9 protein-coding genes are annotated in these 16857 nt (G+C 32.0%); 8 read left to right on the forward strand and 1 reads right to left on the reverse strand.

What is annotated here, in order from left to right; translation table 11 throughout:
• Positions 1-13: 13 nt before the first annotated feature.
• The 5 genes from pglX (at position 14) to NLM59_RS07365 (ending at position 10767) form a co-directional block, all read left to right on the forward strand.
• The gene (gene pglX / locus NLM59_RS07345) at positions 14-3685 is read left to right on the forward strand and encodes a BREX-1 system adenine-specific DNA-methyltransferase PglX (RefSeq protein WP_304417114.1); all 3672 of its coding nucleotides are present in this window, start codon (positions 14-16) and stop codon (positions 3683-3685) included.
• A gap of 3 nt (positions 3686-3688) precedes the next feature.
• Positions 3689-5764, forward strand: a complete 2076-nt coding sequence (locus tag NLM59_RS07350; RefSeq protein ID WP_304417115.1) for a DUF262 domain-containing protein — start codon at positions 3689-3691, stop codon at positions 5762-5764.
• Positions 5765-5766: 2 nt separating this feature from the next.
• Entirely contained in the window at positions 5767-8001 is a 2235-nt protein-coding gene (locus NLM59_RS07355; protein ID WP_304417116.1) for a hypothetical protein, read from the forward strand.
• Between the two features lie 12 nt (positions 8002-8013).
• Positions 8014-10065, forward strand: a complete 2052-nt coding sequence (gene brxL / locus NLM59_RS07360) for a protease Lon-related BREX system protein BrxL (RefSeq protein ID WP_304417117.1) — start codon at positions 8014-8016, stop codon at positions 10063-10065.
• Positions 10066-10248: 183 nt separating this feature from the next.
• Positions 10249-10767, forward strand: a complete 519-nt coding sequence (locus NLM59_RS07365; protein ID WP_304417118.1) for a hypothetical protein — start codon at positions 10249-10251, stop codon at positions 10765-10767.
• 408 nt (positions 10768-11175) lie between these two features.
• Here NLM59_RS07365 and NLM59_RS07370 read toward each other — a convergent pair whose 3' ends face one another.
• Complete coding sequence (locus tag NLM59_RS07370; RefSeq protein ID WP_304417119.1) at positions 11176-11577, reverse strand: HU family DNA-binding protein; 402 nt, start codon at positions 11575-11577, stop codon at positions 11176-11178.
• 459 nt (positions 11578-12036) lie between these two features.
• Here NLM59_RS07370 and NLM59_RS07375 point away from each other — a divergent pair, with 459 nt between their 5' ends.
• The 3 genes from NLM59_RS07375 (at position 12037) to NLM59_RS07385 (ending at position 16801) form a co-directional block, all read left to right on the forward strand.
• Positions 12037-13032, forward strand: coding sequence for a helix-turn-helix transcriptional regulator (locus NLM59_RS07375; protein WP_304417120.1), 996 nt, complete (start codon positions 12037-12039; stop codon positions 13030-13032).
• Between the two features lie 156 nt (positions 13033-13188).
• Positions 13189-15624, forward strand: a complete 2436-nt coding sequence (locus tag NLM59_RS07380; RefSeq protein WP_304417121.1) for an N-6 DNA methylase — start codon at positions 13189-13191, stop codon at positions 15622-15624.
• A complete protein-coding gene (locus NLM59_RS07385) occupies positions 15617-16801 on the forward strand; it encodes a hypothetical protein (protein WP_304417122.1) in 1185 nt (394 codons plus the stop codon). The genes NLM59_RS07380 and NLM59_RS07385 overlap by 8 nt, the downstream gene beginning before the upstream one ends.
• Positions 16802-16857: the final 56 nt, after the last annotated feature.

The following is a 16857-nucleotide window of genomic DNA, read 5'->3' on the forward strand; positions in this document are numbered from 1 at the left end:
ACTTTTAACTTCAATGAAACTAAGTGATCACGTAGAACACCTACGCTCTTTAATATATAAGTCTTTTAGCAACCAATTTTCTCGTCTAGGTTTTGGCGAGAAAAAGTTATTTGATATTGATAAAATACCCACCGAATATCATTCAAAAAGGCAAAAAATAGAGAATTTAATTGACAGCCATACCGATGAAACAGGTAGTTATGTCAAGGCCAGAGAAAAGGCATTAGACGAGCTTAGCTTTACCTTGTTCAATCGCTTGGCGGCTATTAAGGTAATGGAGGCATATCAGTTGTTTCCACCTATTGTCACCAAAGAAGCAGAACATGGAGATCGCTCTTTTGGACACAAGATGTGGTTAGAACAAAACCCAAATATGCGCCAAGAGGAGTTAGAAGGCTTGCGTGAGTATTTTAAATATGAGTTCAACAAATTAGGAGCATCTATTCCTTTGTTTCATAAGGATTATCCTTATGCACTATTGCCTTATGTGATAGAGCTAAACGAAATAATTGATGCATTTAATGCAGTTGAAGAAGATAGCCAAGTAGAGGAGGACATTTGGCAAAGTGATGATGTATTGGGGTGGTTATATGAAAGCTACAACAATGTTAAAAAACAAGAACATAAGGATAGCAAAGCAAAAACTGAATATCACAAAGTAAGTTTACAATCACAGGTATATACACCACGTTGGGTAGTAGAGTTTTTGGTTGAAAATTCTTTAGGAAAAATGTACCTAGAGATGTACCCTCATTCAGATATTAAAAATCAGTTTAAGATTGCCAATGCACCCGAGAAACGAATCAGAGAACCAAAGCCTCTACATGAAATTAAGCTTATAGACCCAGCATCTGGCTCGGGAAATTTTCTTTTATATGCCTTTGAGTTTTTCTATAAATTGTACGAAGATCAAATAGATAATTATGGAGCAGATTATGATGAGGATGATATTGCGAAGCTCATTATTGAAAACAACCTGCATGGTGTAGACTTAGACGATCGCGCCATACAATTGGCTCAATTGGGCTTATGGATTAAGGCCAAACAAAAACGAAGAAGTATCGGTAAGTTGAACTTTAATGTAGTTTCTTCTGATTTCTTTTTACCAGATTTCGATTTTGTTTATCCTATTTTCAAAGAAGACATAAGAGATAGTAAGGAAATGGAAACCATTGAAACTATCTGGAATGACTTGCAAAATGCACATAAGTTTGGAAGTCTTGTTAGGCTTAATGAAAAAGTAGACGCTCACATTTCAGCCTTAAGAAATAGTGGGGCTCAATTATTTAGTGAGCAAGAAGAGAAGCAGAGTGCACAGTTTAAAGCAACATTTTTATCCAATTTAGAAAAGGCCTTTTTACGTTATGCAACTCAACAAGGGAATTCTTTCTTGACAGATAAAACAAAGGATGCCATTACTTTCTTGCGATTAATTACTCAAAAGTATGACGTGGCAACAGCCAACCCTCCTTATACGGATAGTAGTGATTTTGGACCTGAATTGAAAAAGTTTATCAATAAAAATTATCAGAAGCCCTATAAGTTTCACACAAACTTATATGCTACGTTTATTAAACGATGTTATGATCTAACTAAAGAGGATGGAAAATTGGCTTTGATACACCCTCATACATTTATGTTTATTAAAACATTTGAAGATGTAAGAACCTTTATGATTGAAAAATCACATATTGATGTTATGGTTGATTTTGGTTTAGACAGAGTTAATCTGTTTGGTCCAGGAATTTTGCTAGATGCTACTTTTTATGTGTTAAGTAAATCTCCATCTAAAGAAAAGGGACTTTATTTCAATTTGACTACAAATCTGCAAGAGAAATTTAAGAAAGATAATTTCTTAGAAGCTCTGAGTGATCATTGTGAGAATAAACAAAACGAACGTGTTTATGAATTAGAGCAATCCAAACTCAAAATCATTAAATCTTATCCATTTATTTATTGGATTAGTGATGAGTTTAGGGAGAAGTTTAGTATGGGTATTGTTTCAGATGAAATTGACGTTGTAAAAGGAATATCTACAGGGAACAACCACCGCTTTTTACGTTTCTGGTTTGAATTAAACAATCATAATGATTTTCCAGATGGTTGGAAATATTATACAAAAGGTGGTCCATTTAAAAAATGGTTTGGCAATAATTGGTTGCTAATTGATTGGAGAAATAATGGTAACAATACAAAGAGTTACTCATCTGCTGTAGTCAGGAATGAGAAATATTATTTCAAAAAAGGGATTACATATAGTGCTGCAGGTTCAAAAGGAGCATCTTTTCGCTATATGCCAGAGGATTTCATTATTGATGCTGGAGGTCCAGGAATCTATTTAGAAAAGAATTTTAAAAATATAAATTACGTTTTAGGTTTTCTTAATTCAAAGTTATCTTTTTATATAATTAACTGTTTAAATCCTACTGTCAATACTAATCAAGGAGACTTAAAGAGGATTCCATTTCTTAAACCTAGTAAAAAAATGGAATTTGAAATTGAGCACTTAACGCTTCAGAATATAAAAATTTCAGAGTTTTTTAATAGTTCTAGTCTAATTGAATATTCATTCAAAACTTCACCATTTTTAATTGATGAAAGTTCTGAATTAAAGATTAGAATAAAGAAATTTTTTGATAAAGAAAATCTGCTTAATACACAGATTTTTCTTAATGAATCAATCATTAATGAAAACATCTTTGAAATATATGAATTAACAGATTCAGATAAGGCTATGGTACTAGCTAAAGAAGGTGAAAGTATTGGGGGTTTAGCTGTCAGTAAAAAAGCAAAACAAGCCTATTTAGAAAGTGAAGTTGAGGATTTTCCTTTAGATCATATTAGAGACTACATACAGAACTTACCAGAAAAAGAATTTACATCGGAAGAACGAGAAGCCATAGAAAATGAGTTTCCACAGCTTTACCAAAGCAATAACGATTTGGAAGAGTTTTGTATTCGTCATCAAATAAATCCTATCAATGTATGGTATTGGTTTAAGGAAAGTAATGTTATCCCAAAACAACGTATGAACGATTTGGCTATGGAGTTTTTAGCCGATATGCTCCGTGAGATTTTAATGGAAGATGAAGATGGTATTATACCTTTAGTGCCAAATGCAGGAGAAAAGATATTACTAGATCGTATTGAGCAGAAGTTCATAGAAAAAGGCTTTACGATGGCACAGTATTCTTCTTTTGATTCTGTCTTAGGTAGAGAGTTAAATGACTATCTGAACAATCATTTCTTTAAAGCATTTTCAGATCATCTTAACTTGTTTATGTATCTGCCGAAGACCCCATTTATTTGGCATCTTAGCTCAGGTCCAGAGCAAGGCTTTGATTGTTATATTATAATCTATAAGTGGAATAGAGATAAGCTGTTGAGTATACGTTCGCGCTATATAGAGCAAAGAGAACGCGCTCTAGAGAATCGTCAAAGTGATCTTAATAATAAATCAGTTCTTTCAGCATCTGACCAAAATGAACTAGATAAAATCTATAAGCAGTTAAAAGAAATTGAAAGTTTCAAACAAAAGATAGATGAATTGTTAGCTGAAGGTTATGATCCTATCTTAGACGATGGCGTAGGGAAAAACATTGCACCTTTGCAAAAGAAAAAGATGATACCTTATGATGTCTTAACCGCAGGACAGTTAAAGAAATATTTAAATGCAGATTGGTAGGATATGGATCTTAAGTCAATACACGAAATATTTACAAATAGGATATTAAGGATTCCTGCTTATCAAAGAGGTTATGCATGGTCTAATAATAAACAAGTCAATATAGAGCAGAATGAACCGCTCAAGAATATTAAAGGACAGTTAATAGACTTATGGAATGATCTTATTAATATTCCAGAAGGCAAATGGCATTATACGGGTTTGTTAACTTTAGTTGAGGTGAAGCCTTGTGAGTACGATTGGTTGCCAAATTATAAACAATATTCCATTGTAGATGGACAGCAAAGAATCACATCAATTCTAATATTGTTAAGTGTTATCATTAAAAGAGCCAAAGATTCAAATATAATATTAGGTATTAGAGAGGGTGATGTGGAAATGCAATATTTATATATCAATAAAAGTGTAAATGCTTATATCTTTGGTTATGATAAAGATAATCCTAGCGATAAATTTTTCAGAAAACATATTTTAGCTTTAGATGAAATTGAGGATGATAGCGAAGAAAGCATCTACACAGAAAACTTATTAAAAGCAAAAATATTCTTTGAAGATATGGTGTCTCTATATCTTCAATACGAGGAACACGACCTCCAATTACTTTTCAATAGAGTAACAAGCCAGCTCAAACTTAATGAATATATTCTTCCCGAAGAATTAGATGAATATGTGGTGTTTGAAACTATGAATAATAGAGGGAAGCCACTTTCTCAATTAGAAAAGTTAAAGAATAGATTGTTATATCTAAATGATAAATATATTGTAGATGATGGTTCAGCAGAAGGTGAAGTTTTAAATGATGCTGAAAGAAAAGACTTGGAAAAGGCAATAAACACTGCCTGGATAACCATATATAAATCTTTAGGTCAAAATAAAACACGTCCTTTAGATGATGAAGACTTTATTAAGAATCATTGGATAACATACTTTGATGAATATAGCAGAAAAGAAGCCAATGTATATGCCAATTTTTTATTTGATGAATACTTCAGTTTGGATAACGTATATAATGGCAATTTAAGTAGAGAAGATATAAAGGCTTATATCAAATCTCTTCAGAAATGTGCTATTTGGTTTAATAAGTTACATAATCTACATTATTTTGACGAATCTGAAAAAGTTATAAGTAATGCAATTCAAGGTATTCATCATGTTGGACTTAAAGCTTCATTTAAACCTTTGCTATTAGCCATCTTATCAAGAGAAGACAGAAATGAATTTGTTGAAGCAATTAAAGCTTTAGAAAAATTTAGTTTCAAACTTTTCAATTTATCAGGTAAAAGAGGAAATACTGGAGATAGTAAAATTTATGAACTTGCCCATCAAGTATATATTTGCAGCAAAACTCCTGAGCAAACCAAAGCTTCTATTGATACCTATACATCTTGGTATTACAAGTTCAAATTGTTTGTAAATCAAACTTATGAATTGTTTGAAATAGGGCCTAAAGAAGGTTTTTATAAATGGTCGGGTAGGTTTTATTTATTATATCAGTACGACGTATATCTACGAAAAGTAAACAAAACCTCAACAGAGAGCTCTGCCATATCTTGGAGAGACTTCGTTAAGAATAATAGTATTGAACATATCTTTCCCCAAAGTGCCGCAGTTAGTTTAGAAGCGTATGCTAAAAAAAGAGGAAAGGAAGTAAGTGAAGTAGAGACAGATTATTATGAAATTCAAAACAATTGGCACCACTTCAAAAACTTTGAACCTGAAGAACGTAGAAAATTAGCTAATAGTTTAGGTAATCTATTAGCATTATCTAAAAGTGATAATTCATCACTTCAAAATGATCCTTTTTTGTATAAAGTAGATCAAAGCAATAAAGGAGAGGGATATCCAAATAGAGGTTATAAATATGACTCTATGAGTGCGATGTTAGTAGCAAATGAAGAAGATTGGACACCTAAAAAAGTTCTAGAGCGAGGTTTGGAAATACTCAAGTTTTTATGTGAGCATATTGGAGAAGATTTTAACTCAATTAGTGAAGAAACGAAATATAAAGTATTAGGGCTTGAATTTATGCTCGAACCAAAGACTCGAGAAATTGAAGAATCAAATATTATAGAAAATTAACAATGATAGACAACTGGTTTAAAAAAGACATTGAAAATATTTGGGACACACACTCCATAGTGGTGGTAATTGATGTGACCAAGGAGTCTTGGTTTCTATTAGATAGCCTTGGGAATGATGTCACTATTTTCAAAGCGAAGGATGAATTAGAAGAACTAAAGATTAAATATGAAATAGAAAAGTCTAATAATTCACAGGATAAGTTTATTATTTATACTACAACTCCAAGAGAAGACTTAAAGTTCATAAGAGAATATACCGAAACTCATGGTACTATAGAGATATCTCGTTTAGATACTTATATCAAAAATAAAGTCAAGGTTCATTTAAATCTAAATATCAATTTAGGTAAAGAAGAACTGATTTCAGCTGCAAAAGTGAGTATTGGGAAAACCGAAACCTATTGGTTAGATTTAAGTCATAAAGGAAGTTCAGAAATTTTTGATTTAGAAAAAGAGTTGTTACCATTTTTACATGATCCTAAATCTTTTTCCAAAAAATATGATGAATCTACCCAAGAAATCTTTTATAAAAAGATATCAGAACTAATAGAACAGATTTATGTTAAAAAACCTGTTTCTACATTGGCAACCGAGGTTGTTCATCACTTACTAGATGGGTTAATAAAAAATAATATTCATCCGACTCTTCTGAATGTTTACAATACTTGGATAGATAGTTATAGTTATAAGGATTCACTATTAGCTTATATCGATAACTATAAAACTGGCCAAAAAGAAGACTTGTTTGAGGTTCATGTGGCTCATCCATTTAAAAATTTAGATATTCAATGGTTTATAGAAATAGGTAAGCATATTTCGGACAAAGCCTATGTGGATAAAATGTTGCCATTGATCAATCAAAGAAATGGAAATAAGGTTGCGAAGAGCTTGAATATTCTATTCTGGAACGATGTAAAAGTTATCTTAGAGTTTGATGAAAAGAATATAAATCAGATTAGCTCTTTTCAAGAAGCGGTGGATTTTTATTTAAAACACTTCTATAAATTAGATAGAGCTATACGCAAATTATATAGTGAGTTTTTAACCCAAAGGGAGTTGATAGAACCATGGCAATTGTACTACAAGAATCTTTCGAATATATTTTTAGACAAGTGGTTTAAATATATTGAAGATTACTCGTCTAATCAAACCGGTAGAATTCAACAAATATTAAATAAGCACTCTTCAAAAACAGCCATAATTGTAGGTGATGGTGTTGCATGGGAGTTTTCTAAGGATATTATAGATGCAATGGGTCATACAGAATATGAGTTGACGAGCGATTATATGTTGGCAGGTTTACCATCTGAAACAGAGCATAATATGAGTCAACTTTATGTTGATTCGGGAGAGGTGTTTTCAACTAAAAAAGAAAGAGAAGAATATTTAACCAAAAATAACGCAGATCTAGATTTAGGCTTCATTGACTTAGATAATGTGAATGAAACTACAGATAAGGTGAATTTTTTAATCTGTAGTTGTAAAGACCCCGATAAATTAGGAGAGACCTATCAACAACAAGCTCTTAAATACTTTGATTCCGTTGCTAACACTTATGCTGCTAAAATAAAACAACTATTAAGAAACGGATATAAGCAGGTTTATCTGTTGACGGATCATGGTTATACGCTAACGGGGATTTTGGATAATTCAGACAAAATAGAAGTGCAATTATCTAGTGACGCAGCTAAGAACGAGAGATATATCCGTACTAAGAAGCGTCAGGAAATAGATGATCATCTTATGATGGAAATTTCACAGAATTATTCGGATTATGAATACTGCTATTTCTCGAAGAGATTAGGTCCTTTTAAAACTCCAGGAGTATATGGATTTAGCCATGGTGGAATCTCTCCACAGGAAACATTGATTCCATATCTTAAATGGACAAATACGGGAACACAAGAGGATTTATTAGAAGTAGTGATATCTAATAAGTCAGATTTGAAAGACATCACGGGTAATATATACTCCATTAAACTAAAAGGAAATGCAGAAGCAGATAATTTATTTGCTATGCAGCGAAAAGTTTTCTTGATGTTTTTTGCAGATGGAAAAGAAATAAACAAGAGTGATATATTCACGATTGAAAAAGGGGAGGAATTAAAAAAAGAATATCAATTTGATTCGCATCAACAAATTGAGGTTAAAATTTTAGATGCTAATACAAAACAACAACTAGACAAAGCTATCATCACTCAAAGTTCGGCAAGGGATTTAGGTGGCTTATTTTAAAACATTATAGATATGATAACATTAGATGATTTAGACAATAAACTCTTAGAGTCTTTTAGGGGTTATGTGGTAAAGAAAGATTTAGTGAGACTTGTGAAAGTTGGAGCTAATGTTCCTGTATTTGTTTTAGAATATTTGTTAGCTAACTCATGTTCTACAGATAATGAGGAGAAAATAAGAGAGGGTATGAATAATGTGAAGAAAATACTTTCAGAGCATTATGTAAACCCAGAGGAAAGTGATTTGATTCAATCTAAGATTAGAGAAAAAGGTAGTTATAAAATTATCGATAAAATTTCTGTAAAATTGGATACGTCTAAAGATGTTTATTGGGCCAATCTACAGAACAGTAATATCAAAAATGGTGTTATTTCAGACGAAATGGTTAGTACCCATGATAAAATGCTGATGGGAGGTATCTGGGCGATTATAGACATTGAGTATGACGCCTTCTCAAAAGATGGAAATAAAGGAACACCTTTTATTATTCAAGATATTAAACCTATTCAATTATCATCGTTTGACAACTCTAAAATAATTCAAAAAAGAAAAGAATTTGATAAAAAGGAATGGTTAAATGTTTTATTGAGGAGCTGTGGTTATGAACCAGAATCAGAAGGATTTACAGATCGTATTAAAATGTTATTATTGTCTAGGTTGATCCCTATGGTGGAATCTAACTTTAATTTCATAGAATTAGGTCCAAGGTCTACGGGTAAATCATTTGTCTTTAAAGAATTGACACCTTATGCTGTGCTTATCTCTGGTGGGCAAGGAACAGTGGCAAAATTATTTGTTCATGGTGGAACAGGTAGAGTAGGTGCTGTAGGGCAATGGGATGCCATTTGTTTTGATGAGGCCACAGATAAGATATTTAAAGATCAGGATGCTGTGCCACTTATGAAGGATTATATGGAGTCTGGGTCTTTCTCACGAGCTGGTGCAGGAGGTGAAATAACCGGAGTTGCTTCTATTATATTAAATGGAAATATTAATCAACCGGTAGAGACTGTTTTAAGAACAAGCCATCTATTCAGTCCTCTTTCTGATGAAGTAAATAATGATACAGCCTTTTTAGATAGGATTCATTTTTATTTACCCGGCTGGGAAATGATTAAATTCTCTCCGAATAACTTCACAAGTAATTTCGGATTTAGTACAGACTATTTTTCAGAATGTTTAAAATCTTTCCGTAAAACAACTTATACTGATGTTATTGAAGAATACTTTACGTTAGGTTCTCATTTAAAACAAAGGGATACCAAGCCTGTTAAGAAAACTGTTTCTGGATATATAAAATTAATGCATCCAGACGGTAACTTCACCAAAGAGGATGTTAGGGAATATTTGGAAATAGCGATGGAAATGCGTCGTCGTGTGAAAGAACAATTAAAAAGAATTGGGGGAATGGAGTTTTGGGATACCAATTTCTCATATATCGATAAGGAAACACAAGAAGAGCATTACGTTGGGCTTCCAGAAGAAAAAGGTTCACACTTAATTGAGAATAATCCTTTGCCTCCTGGAGTTTGCTATACAGCTACTAGTGACGGAGAAAGTTTGGTATTGGTGCGAATAGAAGCAGTAGTAACCTCTGGCTCTGGAAAATTGAATATTAGTGGAATTAGTAGCACCCCAGTTAAGGAAAATGTGAAAAACACCTTCCAATACATTAAGGCCAATGAGAAGAGTATACTCAACGAGCAACACTCATTAAAGAACTTTGATATCACGATTCAGGTTTCTAATTTGCTTGGAGCAAATATTTCAACAGGTATTGGATCTGCGGTTTATATAGCGATTATATCTGCTATTTATAAAAAGAATTTAAAACCTGGTTTAGCTGTATTGGGGAATTTATCTGTAGGTGGAGCAGTAGAAAGAGCCAACAATTTTGCTGATAAAATAACGATGTTATCAGAAAATGGAGCTAAAACAGTAATTGTTCCAATGGATAACTTGAATGAATTAACCAATGTTCCAGCAGCTGTATTAGGTGAAACAGATGTTCCTTTTTACTCAAACAACCAAATGCTGATGCAAAAGGGAATTCTTATGGAATAAATTTAAGTTAGAGATATCGGTTGAATCGTAAGAACTAGTAGTGAATGGAATGATTAAACCAGTTCAAATTGGTCTTATTTAATCTGGTTTTTGACATTATTGCTTTTTTATGTTGGCTATTTAATTAGTATGATTTCTTTAATTTAAGAAAATTAAGTCTAAAATTTCTATAACTCACCCCTTATGAAAACAAAATACATAGACAACGAAATATGGTTACTTAGTCGTCTGGGTGCATTTCAACGTGTTAAGATATACAGGTCAGATGCTAAGGCGGAAGATAAACGAGAATTTAATGAGGCCTTAAAAAACCATCTCAATCAGTTGCTAAAATCGGAATATTTTCAGGAGGTGCCCGAGGAGAGACATGTTGATAATATTCAGAATTTGAGTGAATTCACCAAGCAATTCGATAAGGTTTTAATTAATGGTTTAAATTTTGGCGTTTCTCAAAAGCTCTTAAATCTTTATTTAAAATATCATTGGTGTTTAGATAGAATACCTACACCACCACATTTCCCAGTTGATAGTATAATTCAAAATAAATTAGGTTTGAAAGTTATCCCATGGACGAAAATGGATGGGGAAAAAGGAAAGGAGGAGTATTTGAAAATTATTGCTTCAGCTAAACTTCAATTAAAAGATAGCACTTTGTCTAATATAGCTGAATTAGAACTTAAACTATTTGAGAGAAATATGTAACCCTTTTAGACAGAAGAATCAGAAGCTTTTCATTGCTATTCTAGCAAACGTGCATTGAGAATTTCGATAGGAATTGGAGAGAAGCTTGTAGTGGTGCATAGAGGAATGCCTCTCATTAGGTAGAGTAAAGTCAATCAAAAGCTTTCAAACGCTACATCAAAAGCTTTGAAATCATAGCTCTAATGCTTTTTGTAAAAAGTTCACAGACTTTTTTTATTTCTTCGTAGAGTTTGAAGTAAAAGTCCGTGAACTTTTTTTATTTCTTCACGGACTTTTTAGCAAAACTCCCTGAAGAAATTTATATTTATGGGGGAGTTTTTCGACTATTTTTTGGCTCAAAACCATAAAAAAAGCCTGATACACACATATCAGGCTTCAAGGTTTTCACCTTTACGGTACTTTAGCAGGCTAGCTCATAATGCTAAAGTTGAGTGTTTTGAGCCATTTTTTAAAGACGCGACTCGGGCGATAATTCAATCTCGAGTATCGAATATTGGAAACGTTCACTTCTTCGGGGGTGGCACTTCCGTTGGAAGTCACCGCAACTCTGAAAGTTCCGATATCACCTAATTCGACGGCTCTACCTTGAGAAAGCTCATCCATCATGTTGAGCACCAGACCATCTAGCACGGCTAAACAATCCGCCTGACGAACAGTGGACTGACTAGAGATTAGGTAAGCCAATCTTCTAAGATCAGAATTACCACTTTTAACCGATTTTACATAAAATTTTCCAGGTTCGGTTAAATCCTGTGGATTTAGTCGCTCTTGGATAACAAGAGGGACTTTCAAATTATTATGAAAATTCATAATGTATAATTTTTAGATAATTAAACTACCCCTAAAACCTACGAGCTTATAATTTGTATATCGGTTACATCGAGCGGGGTATAAAACCCGGTAAACCATGGCTCTAGATAACAATTGGGATAAAAATAGAAGGTTTAGATGAAGGCATTGTGTATAAATTATGCCTTTGTGCAAAATAAATTTGGATTTTATGATTTTTTGTTTTTATCAACCCTTTAAAACTTCGTTGAATGGGTAGTAGCACTACCAAAATCATATAAGAGAAGTGTAGTAATCTGGAGAGTAAAAACAACTCAAATTGGACAACTTTGGACTTTTTAAAATTTTATTGTGTGTTTATGTTTACAAATTATTGTTCTCTATAAATAAGTATGGTAAAAGAATAATGAAAAATGTATTTAAAATGGCTATTTTAGAAGTTGAGTTTCTCTTTTTTATTCATAAAACCATTTTTGTTTAATGGCTAATAGTACACATGCACATTTAAGATATAATATTCTTGACTATTGTTTTAGAGAGAAATCTCTAAAATTTGATGAACTTCTAGAATTTGTTAATAGTCGTTTAGATGATTATTACCCAGGAGAAAGAATTTCTGTGAGAACTCTGAGAGATGATATCAAACTTTTCAGAGATAAAGAAAATGGATTTGGAGCACCTCTTCCGGTTAATTTAAGAACTTATCAATATTCAGAAGAGTTCTCTATAGCCCAACGACCATTGTTGGAATATGAACAATATTTGATGAATGCCACTCAGGAATTGTTGGCCAGATTCGAAAATCATCCAAAATATAATAAGTTGGCAGAGGCTTTAGTTAAATTTCAGGATGAGGAAGATCAGGATATTGATGATAGTCAATTACTTTTTTATGATCATAACGAGGAATATAAAGGAATTTCGTTTTTAAAGCCCTTATATCTCTCGATAAAGAAAAAGCAAGTGTTAAAAATCAAATATAAAGGATTTAAAGATGTAGAAACTTTTGAATTTGAATTTCATCCACATATTTTAAAACAATATAACAGACGTTGGTTTGTCTATGGTAGAAATGAATCTAGAGATATAGATCATTGGAGCATTCCTTTAGATGAAAGATTACAAGGTTTCACTGTCTTAGACGATGTGGAGTATAAAGAATCATCTACGGATTGGGATTCTTATTTCCGGACAATGGTAGGAATAACAAGACATGCCGATGCAGAAATTGTTAGGGTTGTGCTTAAGTTTTACAATGGAAGAGAGCACTATTTTAAGACAAAACCGTTTCAACCAGATTATGAAGAATTCTTAGAAGATACTAAACGAGATCAAGTTTGGTTTGATACCGTAATTAATCGAGAATTGGTTCAGCAATTATTGTCCTATGGTAAAGATGTGCAAGTAATTGAACCAGAAGAATTAATTAATTTGATGCGAAATGAAGTAATAGGAATGAATGATTTATATGTTTAAAAATGAGGTAGTTAATGCAGGTAATTCTTACTAAATATCATAAGATAAAAACAAGTCTAAATAAAATGGTACTAATTGTGCAATTACTTTGCATACATTTGGTGTTATTTTGCAACTGCTTACAAGATAGATATGAAGTACAATAGTCAATTTTTTATGAGTTCTGAATTTTTTAAAGATCTTCAAAGCTTAGCAATCAAAACAAAAGGTGTTCATAGGTTAGCTGAATCTTATCCGATTGTTTCTTTATTCTTGCTATCCGCGCTTAAAGATGAACTTATATCCATAGATTTATTGGAAGAGGCGAATTCCAAGGTTTTGATTGATGCTTTATGCTCAGACTCCTATTATGGAGAAGTATATAATATTCTTTCGAATACAAATAGGGAGCTTGAAACTACGCTTAGAAATGAGGGGTATTTAAAAAGCATCTCTTTATATAGAGATTTGATTTCAAAACATGGAATCAGTGAAGTTTTTGAGTATTTTCTAGATTTATTAAGCTATGGGAGTAATTATAGTTATTCTTTCTTCTCAATAGAGGTTAATGAATTTATTGTAAAATGTCTCAATATAGACTCTGAGAGTACAGTTTTCAATCCTTTTATGGGATTAGGTTCTTATGCATTGCTTCTAGATAAGAATCAATCTTTTTATGGTCAAGATATTGACCCTGTTATTGCTATTTTGGCTAAATTGAGGTTAAGAGTTCATGGGTTAATAAATGCAAATGTTGAGATTACTGATTCTATCTCAAGTTGGCCACGTAAGGGTCAATATGATATTATTTTATCAACACCGCCTTTTATATCATTGAAGTATAATAAAAAGGAATTAGACGATCCTAGAACCGCTGAAAGCTTTGCTTTATTGAACGCTATAGATGTGCTTAATGCTAATGGTAAGGGAGCTATTATAGTATCCGAGAAGTTCTTACAGAGTTCACTAAAATCGGATATTAAAATAAAGGCTAAGCTAATTGAGTTAAATTTAATAGATAAAGTTATTAGCCTTCCTTCTGGTGTTTTCCCTACTTCAGCAATAAAGTGTAGTATTGTTTTGATTGACAAAAATAGGAGTGATAATTCCTCGATTAAATTTATTGATTTATCAGACACCTTCAAAAGTGTTAGAACAAAAAGGAATTTTGATGTTCAAAAAGCATTGAAGAAAGTTTCTTCACTTGATAAATCCTTTTCAACTAGCTCAACACGTCAGGAAATTAAATCAGATAAATTTAACTTATCTGTTGGAAAGCATTTAGTGAAACAGAATTTTGATGGGAAATCTATTTCGGAATACTTTGATGTAGTAAAAGGAGAAATTGAAAATATAACTCAAAAACTTCCAGTTGTTCAATTTAAAGATTTGGAGAAGGCTAATCCATATCTTCCTTCTTTGGAAGAAAAAGATATACTCAATCCTAGCCAATATAAATGGGTAGATGAAAGTGTACTTATATTTAACCTTATAGGTGGAAAGGTTTTATGCGGTATTACTAGAGAGGGAGAAAAAACTTACTTCCAAAGCTATCATCATGTTTTGTTAGAACCTAAGAAGAATGTTAAGTTGAACTTAGAGTATTTTTTCTTTATTTTTAATTCAGATGATATCCAAAATCAAATTCAGACTATATCTGGACAAGGAACGCAAAACTATAGATTGTCAGTAAGAGATCTTTTAGGGCTTAGAATTATTATCCCATCTATAAAGGTTCAGGAGAACTATATATTTGATAAAAAGATTAATCAAATTCGAAAAGAGGAAGATGCCTTGAGACAGTTAAAACTAGAATCGGGTATTAATGAAGCTGATAATATTTCCTATTTAAGGCATTCAATTGCCGGAAGTTCTGCCAATATGAGGAATTCATTTATGAAATTACAAGATATTTTAGAGAATCAAATCTTTGATAAATATCCAGAGATGAAGGAGTTCACAAAGTCTCCACGCTCTAGAATTACACTCGGAGAGCATATAGAAATCATTAAAAATGAATTGAAGGAAATTCAATCAAATTTAGAAAGGACTAGCCTGGAAATTGATTTGTTAGATATGAATAAAGTAAATTTTAATTTCATTAAATTTATAGAGGATTACACCAATATACTGAGTGTAAATAATTCTAATAATTACAAGGTTAAATTTAAATATGACACATCTTTGATAGATAGTCAAAAGATTGATTCTGTGAATGTTTATGGTGATACCAAATTGTTGCGTATTGCATTGGATAATGTTGTAGAAAACGCTGTTAAACATGCATTTGCAAATGAACCCAATCCAATTTTAATATTTGAGATTTTGTTTGATCTAGATTCTGATAATATGTTGCAATTAGATATTGCTAATAATGGTGCTACATTGCCAGAGTTTTTTTCCATTGACGACTTAACTAGGAAAGGCCATAAAGGCTCTGGGAGTTCCGGAGATGGATATGGCGGCTACTTAATTAAGAAAATCATAGAAGCCCATGGTGGAAAGGTTGGAATTACAGATGAAAGTGGTCCAGAGGGAATTGATTATCCTTTAATTTCTACCTCTTTTGAAATTACATTACCGTTTACAATAAATTTAGATGATTATGTATAGAGTTTTATGGTTCGATGATGAGTTTAATACCAAGGGTATTAACACGATAGACAACGCAAATGAAGAGTATATTGAGCTTATTGGTGTTTCTAATGCTGAGGTGGGAATCGAAATGTTACTGAATTCATGGAGCAGTTTTGATGCTATATTGTTGGATGGGTTGTTCTTTGTTAAGGATTCTGAAAATGAGAGTGTAACAGATCAGGCGTTTGGTAAGGTAGCCAAAGCTATTTCTGATCTGAAGGCAAAAGGTATTTTGATTCCTTGGTTTGTATTTTCTGGTCAACCCAACTTTGTGAAAAGTAAAAATAATTTTCAAGCTCTTTTTGAAGATGAACATTTTGGTAAGAGAACCTATGATAAAAATAGTGACGAAGATCAAGCTGATTTATGGCGCGATATAAAGGAAGCGTGTGACAAAAGAGTATTAACGAAGTTAAAGTTGAAATATCCTAATGTTTTTGCCTTATGTAATAATGAATATTTAGGTGAGAAAGAGTATGATAGAATTCTTCAGTTCATTAAAGATATAGAAGCACCTCAAGACATCTATAATCCAAGTGATTCTGTAAATCCTATGCGTAAAGTATTGGAGGCAATTTTTAAAAAATTAAACGAGCTAGGATTAATACCTGATGAGGTTTACCATGAATCTTTAAATGGTGTAAGTAGATTTCTTTCACACGCTGACAATAGATATGAATATAATCAAGAGATTATAAATCCTATTATTGCAGAATCCATTAGGTATGTTCTAGCTATCACACAAGATGCTTCACATAATCTTGGAGGGAAATTTAAGGCAGATTCCTATTTAAGTCATAGTAATTCTACTTATTTATATCAATCATTGTGTTATTCTTTAATCGAAATATTAGATTACCTAAAAACCTTTATTGATGATAATTCCAATAAACTAGAAAATAAAAGCAAATGGAAATATATTACTTCTATATCAGCTGAAGTAGAATTACCTATGGGAGGATATGAAGGAATTATTGAACAAGATAATTTCGGAAATTATTATTGTGGGGAATACTATCTTAATTACAGATTAATTCAAGAAAATTTTAAGGTTGGGCAAAAAATAAAAATCAAAGAAATAAATGTAAATATAAATAAGAGAACAAGTAATTTATTCCCTTATTATGCTGGAAAAATTGAAAAAATAAACTAATTGATCACACGAGAAACTAAAAGTTAAATAGATAGAATATGGAACGACTTCTGTAC

The sequence above is a fragment of the Profundicola chukchiensis genome (assembly GCF_029664245.1).
GTDB classification, from domain to species: domain Bacteria; phylum Bacteroidota; class Bacteroidia; order Flavobacteriales; family Weeksellaceae; genus Profundicola; species Profundicola chukchiensis.